The following is a 19,998-nucleotide window of genomic DNA, read 5'->3' on the forward strand; positions in this document are numbered from 1 at the left end:
GCACCACGCAGAAGGCCAGCCGGATCCGGCAGATCACGGCGACCAAGACCCGCGAATCGCTGCAGACCACCGCGCAGCTCACGCAGGTCCACGAGGCCGACGTCACCAAGATCGCGCACCTGCGTCAGCTGGCCAAGCGGTCCTTCGCCGAGCGCGAGGGCGTCAACCTGACCTACCTGCCGTTCTTCGCCAAGGCCGTGGTCGAGGCCCTCGGCGTGCACCCGAACGTGAACGCGTCCTACAACGAGGACACCAAGGAGATCACCTACCACTCCTCGGTGCACCTCGGCATCGCCGTCGACACCGACCAGGGCCTGCTGTCCCCGGTCATCCACAACGCCAGCGACCTGTCGCTGGCCGGCCTGGCCCGCGCGATCGCCGACATCGCCGACCGCGCGCGCAACGGCGGCCTGAAGCCGGACGAGCTGTCCGGCGGCACCTTCACCATCACCAACATCGGCAGCCAGGGCGCGCTGTTCGACACCCCGATCCTGGTTCCGCCGCAGGCGGCCATGCTCGGCACCGGCGCGATCGTCAAGCGCCCGGTCGTGGTGACCGACGAGACCGGTGGCGAGTCCATCGGTGTCCGGTCGATGGTGTACCTGCCGCTGACCTACGACCACCGCCTCATCGACGGCGCCGACGCGGGCCGTTTCCTCACCACCATCCGGCATCGGCTGGAAGAGGCGGCGTTCGAGGCCGATCTGGGTCTGTAAGCGGTACCCATGAAGGTGGTGATCGCCGGCTCGTCCGGGTTGATCGGGCGTGCGCTGGTCACGGCGCTGCGCCGGGACGGGCACGAGGTCGCCCGCCTGGTGCGGCGCGCCCCGCAGGCGCCGGACGAATTCGCGTGGCACCCCGCGCGCGCCCAGCTCGACGAGCGGGCGTTGCGCGGGGCCGACGCCGTGGTGAACCTGTGCGGCGCGAGCATCGGCGCGCGCCGGTGGAACGGCAGCTACAAGCAGGAGCTGCGCGACAGCCGGATCACCCCCACCGACGTCCTGGCCGCCGCGGTCGCGGCCGCGGGCGTGCCGACGCTGGTCAACGCCAGCGGCGTGCACTACTACGGCAGCGGCAACGGTGACCGGGTCGTCGACGAATCGTCCCCGGTGGGTACGGGTTTCCTTGCGCGGTTGTGCGCGGACTGGGAGGCCGCGACCGCCCCCGCCGCCGAGGCGGGTGCGCGGGTGGTGCTCGTGCGCAGCGCCGTGGTCCTGGCCCGGCACGGCGGCATCCTGTCCACCCTGCAGCCGCTGTACTGGCTGGGGCTGGGCGGGCGGCTGGGCAGCGGCCGCCAGTACACACCGTGGGTGTCCCTGGAGGACGAGGTCGGCGCGATCCAGTTCGCCCTGACCCACCCCGAGATCAGCGGGCCGATCAACGCCGCGGGCCCGGCGCCGGTCACCAACGGCGAGTTCTCCCGGGCCCTCGGTCGCGCGCTGCACCGGCCCGCCACCCTGATCGTCCCGGGGTTCGCGCTGCGCGCGGTCGTCGGCGAGTTCGCCGACGAGACGGTGCTGCGCGGCCCGCGGGCCATCCCCCGGGCGCTGGAGGAGGCCGGATACCGGTTCCAGCACCCCACCATCGGCGCCGCCCTCGCCGCCGCCGTCGGACAGGAGTGAGCCGATGACCGTCGCGACCACCGTGATCCGCGAGGCCGTCGCCGGCGACCTGCCCGCGATCCTGGTCATCCACAACGCCAACATCGCCGCCTCGACCGCGATCTGGGACACCGAGCAGGTCGAGCTCGCCGAGCGCCGCGCCTGGTTCGACCAGCGCGCCGCCGCGCACATGCCGATCCTGGTCGCCGAGATCGGCGGGGAGGTCGCCGGGTACGCCTCCTACGGGCAATGGCGGCCCAAGTCCGGCTACCGCTTCACCGTGGAGAACTCGGTCTACGTCGACGAGCGGTTCCAGCGCCGCGGGGTGGCGAGGGCGCTGCTCACCGAACTGATCGCGCGCGCCCGCGCCTCGCACCGCGTGCACGCGATGGTCGCGGCCATCGAGTCGGGCAACACCGGTTCCATCGCCCTGCACGAACGGTTCGGCTTCGTCACCGTCGGCGAGCTGCCCGAGGTCGGCCACAAGTTCGGCCGCTGGATGGACCTGACTCTCATGCAACTCACCCTGCCGATGGGACAGGAGTAAGGAGGCACCATGTCCGGGCGTACCGTCGAGGATGTGACCACCGCACGTACCGCGTCCGCGCGACTCGATCCCACCCCGATCGTCGTCGAGCATCTCGGGCTGATCGATTACCACGCCGCCTGGGACCGCCAGCGGGCCCTCGCGGACGACCGCGCCGAGGGCCGCGGGTCCGACACGCTCCTGCTGCTCGAGCACCCGCCGGTGTTCACCGCGGGTCGCCGCACCGAGGACACCGACCTGCCCGCCGACGGCACCCCCGTCGTGCAGGTCGACCGGGGCGGCAAGATCACCTGGCACGGCCCCGGCCAGCTGGTCGGCTACCCGATCGTCCGCCTGGCGGAGCCGATCGACGTGGTGAACTACGTGCGCCGCCTCGAGGAAGCCCTCATCTCGGTGTGCGCCGGGCTCGGCCTCGACTGCGGCCGGGTCGACGGGCGGTCGGGCGTGTGGCTGCCCGCCAACGACTTCCAGCCCGAGCGCAAGGTCGCCGCGATCGGTGTCCGGGTGCAGCGTGGGGTCGCCCTGCACGGCATCTCGCTGAACTGCAACTCCAGCCTGGACGGGTTCGGCTCGATCGTCCCCTGCGGCATCCGCGACGCGGGCGTGACCACGCTCAGCCGCGAACTCGCCCGCGAGGTCACCGTCGCGGAGATGACCCCGCTGGTGGCCGAGGCCATCATCGCCGCGCTCGACGGCGTCCTCCCGGTGCGGACCCATGACATAGATCGCACCACCGCCGCCGAACCGGCCGCCGCGACCGGCGTAGAGTCGATCCGGTGAGCTCAGTGGACGCATCCGCACCGGCCGGCCGCAAACTGCTGCGTATCGAAGCGCGCAACGCCGAAACCCCCATCGAGCGCAAACCCAAGTGGATCCGCACCCGGGCCACCATGGGCCCCGAGTACACCGAGCTCAAGGGTCTGGTGAAGCGCGAGGGCCTGCACACGGTGTGCGAGGAAGCGGGCTGCCCCAACATCTTCGAATGCTGGGAGGACCGCGAGGCCACCTTCCTCATCGGCGGTGAGCAGTGCACCCGGCGCTGCGACTTCTGCCAGATCGACACCGGCAAGCCGGCCGCCCTCGACCGCGACGAACCCCGCCGCGTCGCCGAGAGCGTGCAGGCGATGGGCCTGCGCTACTCCACCATCACCGGCGTCGCCCGCGACGACCTGCCCGACGGCGGCGCCTGGCTCTACGCCGAGACCGTCCGCGCGATCAAGCGCGTCAACCCCGCGACGGGCGTCGAGCTGCTGATCCCCGACTTCAACGCCGTCCCCGACCAGCTGGCCGAGGTCTTCTCCTCCTGCCCCGAGGTGCTGGCGCACAACCTGGAGACCGTCCCCCGCGTCTTCAAGCGGATCCGCCCCGCGTTCCGTTACGAGCGTTCCCTCGCGGTCCTCACCGCCGCGCGCGAGGCGGGCCTGGTCACCAAGTCCAACCTGATCCTCGGCATGGGCGAGACCCCCGAGGAGGTCACCACCGCCCTGCGCGACCTGCACGAGGCGGGCTGCGACATCATCACCATCACCCAGTACCTGCGCCCGAGCCCCCGCCACCACCCGGTGGATCGCTGGGTCAAGCCGGAGGAGTTCGTCGAGCACTCCCGCGTCGCCGAGGAGATCGGCTTCGCCGGCGTCATGGCGGGCCCGCTGGTCCGCTCCTCCTACCGCGCGGGCCGCCTCTACGCCCAGGCGATGGCGCACCACGGCCGCGAGATCCCCGCCGACATGGCCCATCTCGCCCAGGAGGGCACCGCCGCCCAGGAAGCGGGCGCGGTCCTCGCCCGCTTCGGCAGCTGACCTAAACTGAGGTTCCCCTCACCTGCTGGAAGGAACCATGTCGAAGTTCGAGAACGTCTCCGTGACGAAGACCGCCAATGTCTATTTCGACGGCAAGTGCGTCAGCCACAACATCGAGCTGGCCGACGGCACCGCCAAGTCGGTCGGCGTCATCCTGCCGTCGAAGCTGACCTTCGGCACGGGAGCCCCGGAGATCATGGAGCTGCTCGAGGGTGAGGCGAAGGTGACCCTGCCGGGCGAGACGGAGCCGAAGGTGTTCCGTGGCGGGGAGTCGTTCTCGGTGCCGGGCAACAGCTCCTTCGACATCGAGGTCACCGAAACCCTGCACTACGTCTGCCATTTCGGCTGAGCGCACCGCGCGGCGAGGGCGGCGGTCCGGCCGGGCCGCCGCCCTCGCCGCGTCCGGGCTCAGAAGCTCTTGTGCGGGATGCCCGCGGTGAGGCCGCCGTCGACGACGAATTCCGCGCCGGTGGAGTAGGACGACTCGTCGGAGGCGAGGTAGGCCACCAACGCCGAGACCTCGTCGGAGTCCGCGGCCCGGCCCAGCGGGATCTGCAGGAAGTCCGCGGGGATGTTCTCGGTCATCGGGGTCGTGATCAGGCCCGGGTGTACCGAGTTGACCCGGATGCCCTGGGGCGCGAGCTCGAGGGCGGCCGACTTGGTGAGGCCGCGGACCGCGAACTTGGTGGCGGTGTAGCCGTGCAGGCCGGGGCTGCCGCGCATGCCCTCGACCGAGGAGATGTTCACGATCGACCCGCCGCCGGTCATGGCGGGGACCACGGCCTGCATGCCGAGGAAGGTGCCGGTCAGGTTGATGTCGATGATGCGCTGCCATTCGTCGAGGGCGAAGTCGACGAGGCGGTTGCCGTTGGCGATTCCCGCGTTGTTGATCAGCACCTGCACGCCGCCGAAGCGCTCGACGGCGAGTTCGACCACGGCTTTCCACTGATCCGGCTCGCGCACGTCGAGGTGCTGGTACACCGCCGCCTCGCCGAGTTCGGCGGCGAGGGCCTCGCCCTCGGCGTCGAGCACGTCCCCGAGCACGACCGAGGCGCCCTCGCCGACGAACCGCCGCGCGTGTGCCGCGCCCATGCCTCGCGCCGCGCCGCTGATCACCGCGACCTTGCCTGCCAACCGTCCCACGTTCCGATCTCCTTTCGAGCGAATAGCTCTCTCACCGTAGGAAACCGTGCCGGGCGCCGGGAGGTTTCCGGCGAGATCAGTGTGTATCGGGCACATCGATCAGCGCGCGGCACACGTGCCAGAGGGCGGTGACCTGGGCGTCGGTGTAGCGGGTGCCCGGGCGCAGGTGCTGGGGCCGGATCCGGCGGTCGTGCCAGAACTGCCCGCTGGGCACCTTTCGGGCGGTGGCGGCGAGCCAGACGGCCGTGTCGGCGCCGTCGGCCGGGGTGCGCAGCAGGGGCCGGGCGATCCGCCGGAAGCGGGGCAGCGCGTCGGCGATGCCGGGGGTGTCGACCCAGCCGGGGTGCACGGCGTGCACCCCGACCCGCTCCTCGGCGAGTTCCGCGGCCAGCAGCGGCGTCAGCGCGACCTGCATCCGCTTGGTGCGGGCGTAGGCGCGGGCGCCGCGGTACTCGCCGTCGCGGTATTCGGGGTCGTCGGTCGCCAGCGGCTGGGCGTACATGCCGCCCGAGGACATCAGCACCACCCGCGCGCCGCGCGCGGCCGCGAGCAGCGGCCGGACCAGTTCGGTGAGCAGCAGCGGGCCGAGCACGTGGGTGGCGAAGGTCAGTTCGTGCCCGGCCGAGTTCTCCCGGCGCTCCGGCGGGAGCACGCCCGCGTTGTGCACGAGGACATCGATCGGGGCGTCGCCGAGTTCTGCGGCGGCGCGCCGGACCGAATCCGGTTCGGCCACATCGCAGATCACCACGGACACGGCCGCGCCGGGATGCCGCTCCCGCAGTCGCGCCGCCGCGGCGGCGCCCCGGCGCGCGTCGCGCACGGCGAGGACGACCGCCGCGCCCCGGCTCGCCAGCCCGTCGGCGACGGCGAGGCCGATGCCGCTGTTGGCGCCGGTGACCACGGCGCGTCTGCCGCGCAGGGCGTCGGCGGCGGGGTCGCCGGGCGGCCAGGTCCGGCGCCGGATCGCGATGCCGAGTCGGCTGTAGCCGGGGATGACGGCGCGGTCGAGCAGCGCGTCCCCTGTCGAAGGCTCGAACTCTGCATCGTTGTCCGCCTGGTCTCCGCTCATCACCCCACAATACCGCGTGAAACGATGCACCAACGGTTCACTTTCGCTCGAGCGGGCGACTAGAGTCGAGCCATGGGCATCGACTGTTCGGAGCTTGTCCCCGCACCCCGCGACGAGGTCTTCGCGTGGTTCGCCCGGCCCGGCGCGTTCACGCGCCTCGCGCCGCCCTGGCAGCCCGTCCGGCTGCTCGGGGAGGCCGACGACCTGGCCCGCGGCTCGGCCGTTCTCGGCCTGCCGGGCGGGCTGCGCTGGGTCGCCCGCCACGATCCCGCCGCCTACGACCCGCCGCACCGCTTCGTTGACGCGATCGCCGTCGACGGGCTCGCCTCCGCGCCGATCGGGCGCCTGCTGCCGTGGCGGCACACCCACGAGTTCGAGGCGGTCGACGCCGGACACACCCGCGTGGCAGATCACGTGGACACCCCCGTCCCCGCCCGCCTGCTGCGGCCGATGTTCGACTACCGCTACCGCCAGCTCACCGACGACCTGGCCGCGCACGGCCGGGCGGCCCGGGCGGGCTTCACCCGGCGCATGATCGCCGTCACCGGCGCCTCCGGCCTGGTCGGCACCGCGCTGTGCGCGTTCCTGTCCACCGGCGGTCACGAGGTCGTCCGGCTGGTGCGCCACGCGCCGGGCGGCCCCGGCGAACGCCGGTGGAACCCCGACGATCCCGCGCCCGACCTGCTCACCGGTGTCGACGCGGTCGTCCACCTGGCCGGCGCGTCGATCGCGGGCCGGTTCACCGCCGACCACCGCCGCGCGGTCGCCGACAGCCGTGTCGGGCCGACCAGGGCGCTGGCCGACCTCGCGGCCCGCTCCGGTGTCGGCACCTTCGTCTCCGCGTCCGCGATCGGCTACTACGGCTACGACCGCGGCGACGAGATCCTCACCGAGACGGCCGATCCCGGCGACGGCTTCCTGGCCGAGGTGGTCACCGCCTGGGAGGCGGCGAGCGCGCCCGCCGCGGCCGCGGGCGTGCGGGTGGTGCGGGTCCGCACCGGCATCGTGCAGTCCCCGGCGGGCGGCACGTTGCGGCTGCTGCGTCCGCTCTTCGCGGCGGGCCTCGGCGGCCGCATCGGCGACGGCGCGCAGTGGCTGTCGTGGATCGGCCTCGACGACCTGCTCGACATCTATCACCGTGCGCTCTGGGACGATTCGCTCGTCGGTGCCGTCAACGCGGTCGCCCCCGAACCGGTGCGCAACCGCGAGTACACCGAGGTGCTGGCCCGGGTGCTGCACCGGCCCGCCCTGCTCCCGGTCCCCTCCTTCGGCCCCGCCCTGCTGCTGGGCCGCCAGGGCGCGCGCGAGCTGGCCGAGGCGAGCCAGCGCGTGTCACCGGCCCGCCTGTCCGGGGCCGGGCACGCCTTCCGCTCGCCTGGCCTCGAACCCACCCTGCGTCACCTGCTCGGCCGCTGACCCGACCTTCACGGCCGCGCGAGGACGAACTGCCCGACATCGAGGTACCCGGCGCGGAAGCCGGCCTCGGAGTAGGCCAGATACAGCCGCCACATCCGCGTGAAGGTCTCGTCGAAGCCGAGCGCGGCGACCTCGGCGCCGGCGGCGTCGAACCGCTCGCGCCACTCGCGCAGCGTGCGCGCGTAGTGCGGCCCCATCGAGAACTGCTCGGCCACCACCAGTTCCGTTCCCCGGGCCACCGACTCCTCGATCGCCCGCACCGACGGAAGGAACCCGCCGGGGAAGATGTACTTCTGGATCCAGGTGTAGGTGTCGCGGGTGGCGAGCATGCGCTCGTGCGGCATGGTGATGGCCTGGATCGCGGCGCGCCCGCCCGGCGCGAGCACCCCGTCGATGGTGGCGAAATAGGTGTCGAGGTATTCGTGACCGACCGCCTCGATCATCTCGACCGACACGACGGCATCGTAGGTTCCCCGCACGCGCCGGTAGTCGAGCAGGTCGACGCGCACCCGGTCGGCCAGCCCCGCCGCCGCGACGCGGGCCCGCGCGGCGGCCTGCTGCTCGGTGGACAGCGTCACCGTGTGCACGGTGGCGCCGCGCGCGGCCGCCCGCAGCGCCAGTTCGCCCCAGCCGGTGCCGATCTCGAGCAGCCGCGTCTCCGGGCCGACGCCCGCGCGGTCGAGCAGCCGGTCGATCTTGGCGCGCTGCGCGGTGGCCAGATCGTCGGCCGGGCCGGCGAACAGGGCGGCCGAATAGGTGAGGGTCTCGTCGAGGAACAGCCCGAAGAAGTCGTTGGACAGGTCGTAGTGCCAGGCGATGTTGGCCCGGGTGTTGTCCTTGGAATTGCGGTGCGCGGCGGGATGTCGGGCGACGTGGAGGCGGCGGAGCCGGGCCAGCGACCGGGGCACCAGCTCGTCGACGTGGGCGGCGAACACGGTCAGCACTCCCACGAGATCGGACGCGTCCCAGTCCCCGGCCATGTAGGACTCGCCGAAGCCGATGAGCCCGGCGACACCCACCCGCGCCGCGAAGTCGTCCGGGCGGTGCAGGATCAGCCGGGGCGCGGTCGCCGGGCCGAGCACCGTGCCGTCGGGGTACTGCACGGCCAGCGGCAGCCGCCGGGTGAGCCTGCGCACGAGCAGGTCGACGACCGTGGCCGAGACGGTGGCGCGCGTCCCCCGGGGGACGGCGAGATCGGGCCACCGATCGCGGACGGGCGCGGCGGCGTTCACGGGCAGGTCGACGGTCATCGCGGTGTCTCCTCGGGCACGGCCGCCCGCGGCACCACGGGCAGTCCCCGGGCCCAGAGCCGCAGGCCCTGCCACCGGATACGCGCGGCGACGAGCAGCGACGGGAACGGATCGGTGAGCACGGCGCGTACGACCGCGCCGGTGGTGGCGGGCACGCAGCGGCCCGCGACGGTGGCGACGAACATCGGGTGGTCGGTCACCAGCGTGATCGACACGCGCAGCGCGTCCCCGGGTTCCGGCACGCTCAGCCGGTACTCGCCCGCCACCGGGTTGAACGGCGAGACGTAGAACTCCTTGCCGACGCGGGCGCGGCCGTCGGCGCCGGGCCGCAGCAGATACCGGTGCGCGCCGCCGTAGGTGTTGCGCACCTCGGCGATCACGCACACCGGGTCGCCGTCGCGGTCGCGGCACCAGTACAGCGTCAGCGGATCGAACACGTACCCGAGCGAGCGCGCGCCCGCCAGCATGAGCACCCGGCCGCCCCGCAGGTCGATGCCCTGCGCCGCCAGATACCGGTCGACGGCCGTTCGCAGCGCATCGCCGGGTTCCCCCAGGTGGTCGCCTGCGTCGAAGCCGGCGAACGGCCGCAGCCACCACGGCAGCCGTGGCATCCGGTCCAGGTCGATCAGCCAGCTGTGCCCGCGGTAGCGGAAGGCGTGGCGGACGGGGCTCAGCCGGGTGTGGCGGATGTCGGTGCGGATCAGCCGGGCGGCGGTGTCTCCGGACGCGACGTCGTGCCGTCCGCCGCGCGGCGCGGGCCGGGCGCCGCCCGCGCGGGTGCCGAGGCCGGCGGCCGAACGGCCGTTCACGACACCACCGCCCGCGCGGGCACCGGCCCCGCCCACCGCGCGCCGAGGCGTTCGGCGGCTCGCAGCCCGGACAGCGCGCCGTCCTCGTGGAAGCCCCACCCGTGATAGGCACCGGCGAACGCCGTACGCGCACAGCCGAGTTCGCCCGCGCGATCGCGTGCGGCCACCGACTCGGGGGTGTAGAGCGGATGCTCGTAGGTCATGGTGTCCAGGACGGTCCGCTGATCGATCCGGTCGCCGTCGCCCAGGGTGACCAGGAACCGCCGCCCGCCGTGCTCGCCGAGCCGCTGGAGGCGGGTGAGGTCGTAGGTGACCAGCACGCGGTCGGGTTCGGCCGCGCAGGCGGGCAGGCGGTAGTTCCAGGACGCCCGGGCACCGGCGGCCCGGGGCAGCAGACGCGAATCGGTATGCAGGACGGTGTGATTCACCGTGTAGGGCAGGGCGGCGAGGATCGCGCGTTCGGCGTCGGTCGGTGCGACGAGCAGGGCCAGCGCCTCGTGCGGGTGGGTGGCCACGACGGCGGCGTCGAAGTCGTCGACCGTGTCGTCCGCGGTGCGCACGCGCACGCCGTCGGGATGCCGGTGCAGGGCCCGGACCGGCGCGGCGACGCGCACCCGGTGCAGACGCTCGGCGACCGCGGCGACGTAGGTGGCCGAGCCCCCGGTGACGGTGCGCCAGGTGGGCGAGCCGAAGACCGTCAGCATGCCGTGGTGTTCGAGGAAGGTGAACAGGTACCGCGCGGGATAGCGCAGCGCGGTGCGCGGATCGCACGACCACACCGCCGAGATCAGCGGCGTCAGGAAGTGGGTGCGGAAGTACGGGGAGAACCCGGCGGCGGCGAGGAAGTCGGCCACCGTCCGTTCGGCGTCCGTGCCCGCGGCCAGTTCGGCCCTGGCCAGGCGGTGGAATCGCGGCACCTCCGCGAGCAGCCGCAGGTAGCGACCCCGCGCGAGGTGCCCGGCCCGGGGGAACAGCCCCGGGAGCCCGCGGGCACCGGCGTATTCGAGCCCGCACCCGTCACAGCGCACCGACATGCTCATGTCGGTCTCGGCGGTGGCGATCCCGAGCTCGCCGAACAGCCGCTGCAGGGTGGGATAGGTCCGGTCGTTGTGCACGATGAATCCCGTGTCGACGCCGAGGGTTTCGCCGTCGCCCGCGTCCACGCGATGGGTGTCGGCGTGCCCGCCGAGCCTGCCCTGCGCTTCGTAGAGCGTGACCTCGGCCGAGCGTGCCAGCACCCACGCCGCGGTGAGACCGGCGACGCCGCTGCCGATCACCGCCACCCGCCGGTGCCCGGACCCGTTCGATGCGTTCATTCGATTCCTCCGGTCGTCCCCGGCCCAGCGGATGGACGATCCACCCGAAGTGAATCAATTATGCATCGTTTTGCGATCGGCGGCCAGCCGGGTCAGCGCAGCGCCGCCACCGCGGCGGCCAGCGAGCCGATCCGCGCGGCCTCCGGCGGCAGCAGGGCCGCGTCCCAGCCGGGCCCGCCGACGAACACCCGCGCGCCCGCCTCGATCCCGGCCAGCACGGCCGAGGTCAGCGCCGTCGACTCGCGCTGCGACCACAGCAGCAGCGAGGTCGGCCCGCCCGGCCGGGCCAGCGCGCCGACCAGCGCGACCGTCGGCACGTCGGCGCCCAGCATGCGCGCGCCGACGCCGTCCTCGGCCAGCGCCGCCCGCAGGACCTCCACCGGCAGCGAATGCGTCTCCCCGCCGGTGCAGGCCAGGAGCACGGTCCGGCCGTTTGCGGCGGGGGCGGTGCGCACCCGCTGCATCACCGCCGCGATGGACCACGACAGCAGGTGCTCGACATCGATGCAGTTCTCGCCGACGCCCTGGCGCGCCACGATGTCGGCGAAGGCGGGCCTGCACAGCTCGTCCCAGGTCCGGACCACGCCGTAGGCGCGCACGTGCGCCTCGATCAGGGCCACCGCGGCCGAGGAGTCGAGGGCGAAGGCGGCGTCGAGCAGGTCGGCGCGGTCGCCCGCCGCCACCGCGGGCCCGCGCGCGGCGGCGGCCGCACCGGCCGGGCTCGCGCCGTCGCGGATGAGGGTGAGCATGCGCTCGAGCAGGGCGATGTCGGCCTCGGTGTAGAGCCGGTGCCTGCCGGGCCGGTCCTGCGCCGGGCCGATGCCGTAGCGGCGGTTCCAGCTGCGCAGGGTGGCCGTGGGGATACCGAGACGGTCCGCCACCGCGCGCACCGTGTACCCGGCCGCGTCGGTGACAGGGGCGGAACCGGCGGACATCGTTCCATTCTGACCGATCCCGCCCCGCCCGCGAATCACGGCCGCGCGGCGGCGGGTCGCGCGGGCCACGCCAGCGCCGCCGTCCCCGCGCCCAGCAGGCCCCAGACCAGCGGCACCGCGATCGCGGTCGGCTTGCGGCCGGGCTCGACCGTCGTGCCGAGCACCACCGCGTCGGCGAGGTCGGCGGCGATCCGGACCGCCGCGGCGGCGCGCCCGGCGCGCGCGTCCGGGGCCAGGGCCACCGCCGCGCCCGAGATCGCGTCCCGGCACCCGACCATGCGGGCCACCGCCCGCGACCCCGGCCGGTCGGTGTCGAACCCGCACGGCCGGAGCAGCAGGTCGGGGCGGGCGGCCACGCTCACGCCGTAGACGGCGGTCGCCAGACCGAGTAGTCGGAACGGCCACTGACGCTTCATCGGATCTCCTCTCCCGGGTGAATCAATTATGCATCGTTCACTGGTAGCCTGTCAGTATCACCGATCCGAGGAGTTCTCGTGCGCGTCGCCCGTCCCTCCCCTGCTCTCCGCCTGCTGCCCGCCGCGTGCGCGGCCGTGGCCGCCGCCGCCGTGATCCCCGCGACGGCCGCCGCGGCGCCGCCCGCGCCGGTGCCGTCGCTGCAACTCGACCGGTACCTGGGCGTATGGCACCAGCTGGCGGCGGTCCCCGCCCCGTTCAGCCTCGCCTGCGCCGGTGACACCACCGCGACCTACACCCTCGACGCGTCCGGCGACGTCGGCGTGTACAACCGCTGCCGCACCTGGTCGGGCGGCACCGACGAGATCCGCGGCACCGCCACCGTCACCGATCCGGTCACCAACGCCCAGCTGCACGTCTCCTTCCCGGGCGTCCCCGGCCAGGACCAGCGCACCGGCGACCCCAACTACATCGTCACCGCCCTCGGCCCGGACTACTCGTGGGCCGTCGTCACCGACCCGAGCCGCCTGTCGGGCTTCGTGCTGTCCCGCACCCCCGCGGTCGACGACAGCACCTGGAACGACATCGACGCCGCGATCGTTGCCGCGGGCCAGAACCCCTGCGTGTACCTGACCACCCCCACCGCGGGCGGACGCGCCGACCTCACGCCCCTCTGCGCGCGATGACCACCTCGATCGCGCTGTTCACCCGCGACCTGCGCCTGACCGACAACCCGGTCCTCACCGCCGCGCACCGCGAGAGCGACGCGGTAATCCCGCTGTTCGTCGTGGACGACCGCATCGTTCCCGATCGCTGCCCGCCCAACCGGGCCGCCTTCCTGGCCACGGCCCTCGCCGAACTCGACGAGCGCCTGCGCGGCATCGGCGGCCGCCTCGTCGTCCGTCACGGCGACGTGGCCGAGCAGGTCGCCCGGCTGGCCGACGAGACCGGCGCCGGCGCGGTGCATCTCGCCGAGGACGTCAGCGCGTTCGCCGCCCGCCGCGTCCGGGCGCTGCGCGAGCGGCTCGACGGCACCGGCTGCGCGGTGGTCACCCACAGCGCGGTGGTCACCGCCGCCGACCCCGCCGTCCTCACCCCGGCCACCGGCCGCGACCACTACGCGGTGTTCACCCCCTACTTCCGCCGCTGGGTCGACGCCCATCAGCGCCGCCCCCTCGGCTCGCCGCGGTCGCTGCCCGTCCCCGACGTGCGCGGCGAGGCGCTGCCCGCCGCCGCCGACCTGGCCGCGGGCGAGGCGTCGCCGAACTGCCCGCGCGGCGGCGAGATCAGCGGCCGCGTCCTGCTGAGCAAGTGGCTGGCAGGCCCGATCGACGACTACGCCGAGCGCAACGACGCCCTCGACGCCGACGCCACCTCCCACCTGTCCCCCTACCTGCACTTCGGCTGCCTGTCGCCGGTCGAGATCGTCCACCGCACCGATCTGTCCACCGACGGCGGCCACGCCTTCGCCCGCCAGCTCGCCTGGCGCGACTTCCACCACCAGCTGCTCGCGGCCCGCCCCGACACCGCCTGGACCAGCTACCGCACCGGCCCCTTCGCCGTCCGCGACGACCCCGAGGCGGTCACCGCCTGGAAGGAGGGCCGCACCGGCTACCCGATCGTCGACGCCGCGATGCGCCAGCTGGTCACCGACGGCTGGCTCCCCGGCCGCGCCCGCCTGATCACCGCCTCCTTCTTCGCCAAGTCCCTGCGCCTGGACTGGCGCGTCGGCGCCGCCCACTTCCTGCACTGGCTCGTCGACGCCGACGTCGCCAACAACCAGCTCAACTGGCAGTGGGCCGCGGGCACCGGCACCGACACCCGCCCCAACCGCACCCTCAACCCCCTGCGCCAGGCCGACCGCTACGACCCCGACGGCACCTACGTCCGCACCTGGCTCCCCGAACTGGCCGACCTCGACGGCGCCACCATCCACCGCCCCTGGCGAGCAGACATCCCCCACTCCGTCTACCCCCCACCCCTACTGGACGTCCCGGGCATGTGACCTGGGCGAACGCCGTAGGCCACCCCGATGTCGGTCACCCTTGCTACTTTTCGCGCAACCGTCACACGCACGAACGCAGCGAGGATCCATGGCCACCGCCGAAACCACCTACCTGGAACTGTCCGACGACAGCGGTTCCTCCCACAAGTTCTACGAGGTGATCGTCTCCGGCACCCAGGTGAACATCCGCTACGGGCGGATCGGGGAGCAGGGGCAGTCGAAGGCGAGTTCGTTCGCGACCGAGGACAAGGCGAAGGCGGCCGCGCGGAAGAAGATCGACGAGAAGGTCCGTAAGGGGTACGCCCCGGCGGTGATGGGCGCGCGCGAGCGCCGGTCGGTGACCCGCCGGGTCATCACCAGCCGGCGCTCGACCGCCAAGTCGGCGCCGGTGCTGTGGCGCTTCGATTCCGGCGCCGCCGCGTTCGGGATCTTCGTCGACGAGCAGCGCTGCTGGGTCGGCAACGAGAACGGCGAGGTCTTCACGCTGACCCCGGACGGCGAGGTGACAAGCCGCTACCAGCTGCCCGACGGCGTGAAATGCCTGGTGGCCGACGACTTCTGGATCTACGCCGGCTGCGACGACGGCCGCGTGTACGACCTGTCGGGCAAGGTGCCGCGCGCCGCGTACGACGTCTCCGCCGACGACGTCTACTGGCTCGACATCCACGACGGCATCCTCGCCGCGTCCGACGCCGCGGGCGGCCTGACCGTCATCGACCACGAGGAGGAGTCGCTCTGGTCGGCCCGCAGCACCGGCAACTCGGGCTGGATGGTGCGCCTCGACGCCACCGGCGTCTATCACGGCCACAGCGCCGGCGTCACCAAGTACCACCTGGAATCCGGTGCCACCCAGTGGCATTCGCCCACGTGCGGCGCGGTGCTGTTCGGCTGGCAGGAGACCTCCGACGTCTACGCGGGCACCTCGGCCAACCGGGTCGAGGAGATCACCAAGCAGGGCGCCGCGACCCGCGTCTACCAGTGCGACGCCGCGGTCTTCTCCTGCGCGGCCTCCCCCGACGGCCGCTACGTCTTCGCGGGTGACTCGCACTCCTCGGTGTACTGCTTCGACGCCGACGGCGCCCGCCTGTGGAAGCTGGCCACCGGCTGCGGCTCGGCCTACTCCATGCAGTACCACGACGAGAAGCTGTATCTGGTCACCACTTCCGGCGCCCTGGCCTGCCTCGACGTGAGCGAGCGGGCGATACGCGACGCCGATCAGGGCGTGCTGCCCTCCACCGTCTCGGTGAAGGCACCGCAGATCTCGGCGGTGGCCGCGTCGAGCACCGTGGAGGTCACCACCGAGGCGGGCTCGGGCATCGTCGTGGAATGCGTCGAGCACGGCGGTTCGCTGCGCGTGCACGTCGTCTCCCCGGGCTACCGACCGGGCTGGAATGTCCAGTTCCCCCGCGACATCCGCGAGGCGGGCGCCCGCTATGTGGTCGACGCGGTCACCGAATCCGCCCGCGGCGGCTTCTACCGTGTGCGCGGCGACATCCGCCGCCTCGGCTAGCACTACGCTGCGCGCATGCATCCGATCGGGAGCAGGCGGCGCGGTCTCCCCGCGCCGCCGCACGCCGTGTTCGACGCGCTGGTCCGGCCCGACCGTGACCCGGCCCGGCCGTGGCTCGACCTGCTTCCCGACGAGCGGATGCCCCGGATTCTCGAGGCGGGCGCCGTCGACTTCGTCGTCTGGAGCTCCCTGTGGCCCGCGCGCCCGGACGCCGTCGTCCGCTTCGACATCGATCCGGGCGCGGGCGGCGGCACGTTCCTGCGCTGGACCGTCCTGGTCGACGATCCCGTCCCGGACGACGCGACGCTCGACCACTGGCGCCTGCGCATCGCCGTCCTCGTCGACGCGAACCTCCGCGCGGCCTTCGACCGATAGCCCCCGATTCACTGGAAAATACTGGACAACACTGGAAGTGCCTCCTACGCTCACACCCATGCCCGACGCCGCGGAGCTGCTGGAAGCCCGCATCACCGACCTGCGCACCGCCGTGCGGCGCGCGGTCGCCTCGGGTGACCGCGTCTCCGCCCGCCGCCTGCGCGGCGAACTGCGCGTCGCCGAAGCCGCCTGGGACGAGGCCGTTCTCGGCGAGGACGCCGATGTTCCCGACGATCTCCCGCAGCCGCCCGCGCGTCCCGCCGACACCGGCTTACCGACGTCCCCACCCCACTCGGCGTCCCTCGATCCGGCGAGCCCGCACCACCCCACCACCGCGTCGGGCCGGGCCGACGGTCCGGACCGCGCCCTCGCCACCGGCGCGCCCGCCGCGGCGGCCTGGAACCCGGAGCCCTCCGGCCCACCCGGCCGGTCCGCCGGGCAGACCACGACCTCGGTGTCGCCGCCGCGGCCCGGCGACCCGGATTCCGCCACGGCACAGAGCGATTCGGCCGTCTCCCGCCGGCTGCTGCGTTCCGTCCGCGATCGGCCCGCCGCCCCGCCGACGAGGCCCGACGCCGACCGTCGGCAGGCCACCACCCCCCGCACGCCTGCCCCCAGCGTCCCGGTCCGCGAACACGTCCACCGCGCGCTGACCCTGCTCGGCGCGCCCTCGGCCCCGAAGCTGGTCCTGCAGGTCCACGCCGCCTTCTACTCCGGCGACATCGTGCCCGCCCGGCTGACCAGCCTGCGCCGCGACGAGGAACGTTCCTTCCGCGCCGCGCCGCTGGCCCGCCCGTACTACATCTGCGCGGCCCTGACCGCCGACCTGCTCGCCCCCGCGCGTGGCCTGATGGCGCTGAGCACCTGGCCCCTGCACCGGCGCGTGGTCGGCCCGCTGAGCCCGCGGGTCGACCTGCTGAGCGCCGCGATCCGCCTCGCCGAGCACCTCGACGCCCAGGCGGAGCCGACCCCCGAGGCCCGCCGCCTCATCTGGCGCCTCGCCAATTCGATCCCCGGCGTGACCGGCACCCCCGACACGATCGACGCCAGGGCGGTGAAACACGCCGCGCAGCAGGAACTCGCGGTACACAAGGAAGACGACGCGCGCCATCGGGACCGGGCCGCGCACCGGGCGGCCCAGCAGCTCGACAACCCCGCCCAGCTGTTCGGTGTCCGGCTGACCGTGGCCGGCAAACGACAAGAGGAGGTGGGATGAACACACTCTCGGCCCGGCTGGACGAATTGCGCGGTGCCGCACCCGCGATGCGCCACAACGCCCGCACCATCGCCGCGCTGACGGCCAATCCCGGCTGCGCGCGCCGCGCCCTGCTGGACGCGGCGGCCGTCGACAAGGCCGCCCTCGCCCGCGAGCTCGGTCATCCCCCGCAGTTCGGCCAGTCCTCGTTCGCCATCACCCGCGGCAACTCCTTCGAGTCGGTGGTGAAGGCCAACGGCTGCGCCGAACTCCTCGCCCTGCTGCGCGAGACGCTCGGCCTGACGATCCCCGAAGTCGCCTACCAAGACCTGAATTCGGTCGCCGAGAACACCGGCAACGCCGTGCGCTACCAGCGCACCCGCCAGCTGCTCGCCCAGGCCCTCGACACGGGTGTCGGCACCCTGTTCGACCATCCCCTGCTGCGGCTCGACATCGCGGGCGCCACCGCCTATCTCGAGCCCGACGTCGTCGCCCTGCAGATCGAGGGCATGTTCCACGTCGTGGAGATCAAGTCGTTCCCCGTGGTCGACGGCCAGGCCGACCCCGCCCAGGTGGCCGCCGCGGCGCGCCAGTCCGCCGTCTACGTGGTCGCCCTGCGCCGCCTGCTGGAGGACATCGGCGCCGACCCGGACAAGCTGGTCTCCCACAACGTGATCCTGGTGTGCACGCGGGACTTCACCAACCGCCCCGTGGCCACGATGGTCGACCTGCGCAAGCAGATCGCGGTCGTCTCGCGTCAGCTCTCGCGGCTCACCGCCATCGCCGACCTCATCGACCTGGTCCCCGCCGGAGCCACCTTCGAGCCGGGACCGCACCTCGAGCAGGTCGTCTCGGCCATCCCCGCCCGGTTCGCCCCGGAGTGCCTCTCGGCCTGCGAGCTCGGTTTCGCCTGCCGCGCCGAGGCGCGCGCCTGCGGATCGGTGGACGCGCTGGGCCGCGGCGTCTGCGACGAACTCGGCGGCCTCACCGACCTGGACACCGTCCTCGGCCTGGCCCGCGGCGTCCTCGCCCCCACCGAGGACCAGACCGACATCACCGAACTGCTGCGCACCGCGCATCGGCTGCGCCAGGAGATCGCGTGAACGCCGGCGACCGCGTCCCGCGGGCACGGAAGGGCATCCCCGCATGAGTGTCCTGTCCGCGCTCGCCAAGGTCGAGGCCGCCCGCGCCGGCCGCGCCCAGCCCACGGCGACGGTCCGCCACTGCCACCTCGCCGACCGTCCGATGGTGCTCATCCCGCTGCGCCTGGCCGGCGAGGCCGCGGCGCCCCTGGCCCTGCTCGCCGGGACGACCCCCGACGACGCCCGCCTGCTCCTCGTCCCCCAGCCCCGCGACCGCGTGCTGCGCCTGCGTTTCGCCGAGGACCTGGCCGCGATCCTGCTCCCGCACATCATCGGCTTCGCCGACGACACCGAACCCGTCGTCATCGACAAGAAGACCAACGAGACGATCGACCGCTGCGTCGACGCACCCCAGATCTGGGTGCCCGGCCCGGCCGCGGTCACCTTCCTCAAGCTGCTCGGCCGGTCCCTGCGTTTCCGCCGCACCGAGGGCGAGGACGCCGTCGCCGAGTCGATCCCGTTGCTCGGCCGCTGGCTCACCTGGTTCTGCGACCGCGCCGAACACCCCGGCTCCACCGCACTCGCCCCGCTGACCACCCACCTCGCGACGCACTGGACCACCGGCCAATCCGCCCTGGAGGACGCGAATCTCGCCGCGCTCCTCGGCTGGATCGCGCCCCCGGACGGCCTCTCCGGCCCCGAAGCCGCCGCCCGCGCCGAGGACCCGACGCTGTGCCCGCCCGCGGGTCCCGCGACCGACCCCGGCTTCGACAATGTCGTCCTCGCGCCCCTGATCACCGCCTACGACACCGCCCCCGACGAGGTGGCCCGCGCCCGCGCCGTCCAGCGCCTCGACCACGCCCTGCGCACCCAGCTCGAACCCACCTGGGCCCTGATGTGGCACGGCATCGCGCTCCTGCGCGCCCTGCCCGAGGGCGCGTCGGTCGCGCACCGCTGGGCCGAGGACGTGCGTTCCTTCTCCTTCTACGCCGAGACCCTCGCCGAGAGCACGCCCCAACCCCGCCGCGACTCCGCCGTCGCCGCCGTCCGCCGCCTGCTGAGCCGCGAGCAGGCGCTCGAGAAGCTCACCGCCGCCATGGCCTACGACGACCCCTACCGCATGCTCGAACACCGCCTCGCGGGCAACGCCTGCCTGGCCGAGGTGATCGACGCCGAGCCGACCCGGACCACCGTGAGCGACAAGGGAAAACGCATCCTGCGCCCGCTGCTCCGCGTGACCACCACCGACCCGTTCACCCCCGCGATCGGCGAGGTCCTGCACAACACGGCCGTCAAGGGCCAGCAGGCCACCGTCCTCGAACTCGACGACGACGTGCTCGTCCTGGAGCTGAGCGGCGGCATGGGCCGCAGCACGACGACGCCCGCCGAGGGCACCGTCAACGGCGAGGGCGACCGCATCGTCCTCGCCCGTTTCGGCCCCAACGGCAACTTCCGCCCCGCCGCCCTGCCCGCCCCCGAGGAGACCCCGTGGACCCACGGCGGCCCGCCGGAACTCATCGAGGAGCCCTGAC

General features: G+C 73.5%; 21 protein-coding genes. 14 read left to right on the plus strand and 7 right to left on the minus strand.

Annotation, left to right across the window (positions count from 1 at the left end; genetic code table 11):
* The 6 genes from sucB to ppnP form a co-directional block, all read left to right on the plus strand.
* On the plus strand, window positions 1-716 hold a 716-nt coding region (gene sucB / locus ON36_RS07175), incomplete at its 5' end, for a 2-oxoglutarate dehydrogenase, E2 component, dihydrolipoamide succinyltransferase (protein WP_043649310.1).
* 9 nt (window positions 717-725) lie between these two features.
* The gene (locus tag ON36_RS07180) at window positions 726-1,622 is read left to right on the plus strand and encodes a TIGR01777 family oxidoreductase (RefSeq protein ID WP_043649313.1); all 897 of its coding nucleotides are present in this window, start codon (window positions 726-728) and stop codon (window positions 1,620-1,622) included.
* A 4-nt stretch (window positions 1,623-1,626) separates the two neighbouring features.
* Window positions 1,627-2,148, plus strand: coding sequence for a GNAT family N-acetyltransferase (locus tag ON36_RS07185; RefSeq protein ID WP_043649316.1), 522 nt, complete (start codon window positions 1,627-1,629; stop codon window positions 2,146-2,148).
* A 9-nt stretch (window positions 2,149-2,157) separates the two neighbouring features.
* Window positions 2,158-2,928, plus strand: a complete 771-nt coding sequence (gene lipB, locus ON36_RS07190; RefSeq protein ID WP_043649318.1) for a lipoyl(octanoyl) transferase LipB — start codon at window positions 2,158-2,160, stop codon at window positions 2,926-2,928.
* The gene (gene lipA / locus ON36_RS07195) at window positions 2,925-3,947 is read left to right on the plus strand and encodes a lipoyl synthase (RefSeq protein WP_174377544.1); all 1,023 of its coding nucleotides are present in this window, start codon (window positions 2,925-2,927) and stop codon (window positions 3,945-3,947) included. Before lipB ends, lipA begins: the two co-directional genes overlap by 4 nt.
* 37 nt (window positions 3,948-3,984) lie before the next feature.
* On the plus strand, window positions 3,985-4,296 hold the full coding sequence (gene ppnP / locus ON36_RS07200) for a pyrimidine/purine nucleoside phosphorylase (RefSeq protein ID WP_043649326.1): 312 nt from the start codon (window positions 3,985-3,987) through the stop codon (window positions 4,294-4,296).
* A gap of 59 nt (window positions 4,297-4,355) precedes the next feature.
* Here ppnP and ON36_RS07205 read toward each other — a convergent pair whose 3' ends face one another.
* Together ON36_RS07205 and ON36_RS07210 are read right to left on the minus strand one after the other, a co-directional pair.
* A complete protein-coding gene (locus ON36_RS07205; RefSeq protein WP_043649329.1) occupies window positions 4,356-5,090 on the minus strand; it encodes a glucose 1-dehydrogenase in 735 nt (244 codons plus the stop codon).
* A 76-nt stretch (window positions 5,091-5,166) separates the two neighbouring features.
* Window positions 5,167-6,159 (minus strand): SDR family NAD(P)-dependent oxidoreductase, encoded by a 993-nt coding sequence (locus ON36_RS07210; RefSeq protein WP_043649332.1) that lies wholly within the window; start codon window positions 6,157-6,159, stop codon window positions 5,167-5,169.
* 72 nt (window positions 6,160-6,231) lie between these two features.
* Here ON36_RS07210 and ON36_RS07215 point away from each other — a divergent pair, with 72 nt between their 5' ends.
* Window positions 6,232-7,575: a TIGR01777 family oxidoreductase gene (locus ON36_RS07215; RefSeq protein ID WP_043649334.1), complete on the plus strand. Its 1,344-nt coding sequence runs from the start codon at window positions 6,232-6,234 to the stop codon at window positions 7,573-7,575.
* An 8-nt stretch (window positions 7,576-7,583) separates the two neighbouring features.
* On the opposite strand, the gene ON36_RS07220 is transcribed toward ON36_RS07215, so the two are convergent.
* The 5 genes from ON36_RS07220 to ON36_RS07240 form a co-directional block, all read right to left on the minus strand.
* Window positions 7,584-8,825 (minus strand): SAM-dependent methyltransferase, encoded by a 1,242-nt coding sequence (locus ON36_RS07220; RefSeq protein WP_052313725.1) that lies wholly within the window; start codon window positions 8,823-8,825, stop codon window positions 7,584-7,586.
* The gene (locus ON36_RS07225) at window positions 8,822-9,529 is read right to left on the minus strand and encodes a DUF1365 domain-containing protein (protein WP_043649396.1); all 708 of its coding nucleotides are present in this window, start codon (window positions 9,527-9,529) and stop codon (window positions 8,822-8,824) included. Before ON36_RS07225 ends, ON36_RS07220 begins: the two co-directional genes overlap by 4 nt.
* A 101-nt stretch (window positions 9,530-9,630) precedes the next feature.
* Complete coding sequence (locus tag ON36_RS07230) at window positions 9,631-10,950, minus strand: NAD(P)/FAD-dependent oxidoreductase (RefSeq protein WP_043649336.1); 1,320 nt, start codon at window positions 10,948-10,950, stop codon at window positions 9,631-9,633.
* A 92-nt stretch (window positions 10,951-11,042) separates the two neighbouring features.
* On the minus strand, window positions 11,043-11,885 hold the full coding sequence (locus tag ON36_RS07235) for a MerR family transcriptional regulator (RefSeq protein WP_043649338.1): 843 nt from the start codon (window positions 11,883-11,885) through the stop codon (window positions 11,043-11,045).
* Window positions 11,886-11,920: 35 nt separating this feature from the next.
* Complete coding sequence (locus tag ON36_RS07240; protein WP_043649340.1) at window positions 11,921-12,301, minus strand: hypothetical protein; 381 nt, start codon at window positions 12,299-12,301, stop codon at window positions 11,921-11,923.
* Between the two features lie 78 nt (window positions 12,302-12,379).
* Between ON36_RS07240 and ON36_RS07245 the strand changes: the two genes are divergently transcribed.
* The 7 genes from ON36_RS07245 to ON36_RS07275 all read left to right on the plus strand — a co-directional run bounded on the left by ON36_RS07245 (window position 12,380) and on the right by ON36_RS07275 (window position 19,997).
* Window positions 12,380-12,985, plus strand: a complete 606-nt coding sequence (locus ON36_RS07245; protein ID WP_043649343.1) for a lipocalin family protein — start codon at window positions 12,380-12,382, stop codon at window positions 12,983-12,985.
* The gene (locus ON36_RS07250) at window positions 12,982-14,304 is read left to right on the plus strand and encodes a cryptochrome/photolyase family protein (protein WP_043649345.1); all 1,323 of its coding nucleotides are present in this window, start codon (window positions 12,982-12,984) and stop codon (window positions 14,302-14,304) included. Before ON36_RS07245 ends, ON36_RS07250 begins: the two co-directional genes overlap by 4 nt.
* 88 nt (window positions 14,305-14,392) lie before the next feature.
* Window positions 14,393-15,814: a WGR domain-containing protein gene (locus tag ON36_RS07255; protein ID WP_043649352.1), complete on the plus strand. Its 1,422-nt coding sequence runs from the start codon at window positions 14,393-14,395 to the stop codon at window positions 15,812-15,814.
* 15 nt (window positions 15,815-15,829) lie between these two features.
* Complete coding sequence (locus ON36_RS07260; RefSeq protein WP_043649355.1) at window positions 15,830-16,189, plus strand: hypothetical protein; 360 nt, start codon at window positions 15,830-15,832, stop codon at window positions 16,187-16,189.
* Window positions 16,190-16,247: 58 nt separating this feature from the next.
* A complete protein-coding gene (locus ON36_RS07265) occupies window positions 16,248-17,405 on the plus strand; it encodes a hypothetical protein (RefSeq protein ID WP_218001171.1) in 1,158 nt (385 codons plus the stop codon).
* The gene (locus ON36_RS07270; RefSeq protein ID WP_043649358.1) at window positions 17,402-18,487 is read left to right on the plus strand and encodes a hypothetical protein; all 1,086 of its coding nucleotides are present in this window, start codon (window positions 17,402-17,404) and stop codon (window positions 18,485-18,487) included. Before ON36_RS07265 ends, ON36_RS07270 begins: the two co-directional genes overlap by 4 nt.
* A 43-nt stretch (window positions 18,488-18,530) precedes the next feature.
* A complete protein-coding gene (locus ON36_RS07275) occupies window positions 18,531-19,997 on the plus strand; it encodes a hypothetical protein (RefSeq protein WP_043649361.1) in 1,467 nt (488 codons plus the stop codon).
* The last annotated feature ends 1 nt before the right edge of the window (window position 19,998 follow it).

Source organism: Nocardia thailandica NBRC 100428 (genome assembly GCF_000308795.1).
In the GTDB taxonomy this organism is placed as follows: Bacteria; Actinomycetota; Actinomycetes; order Mycobacteriales; family Mycobacteriaceae; genus Nocardia; species Nocardia thailandica.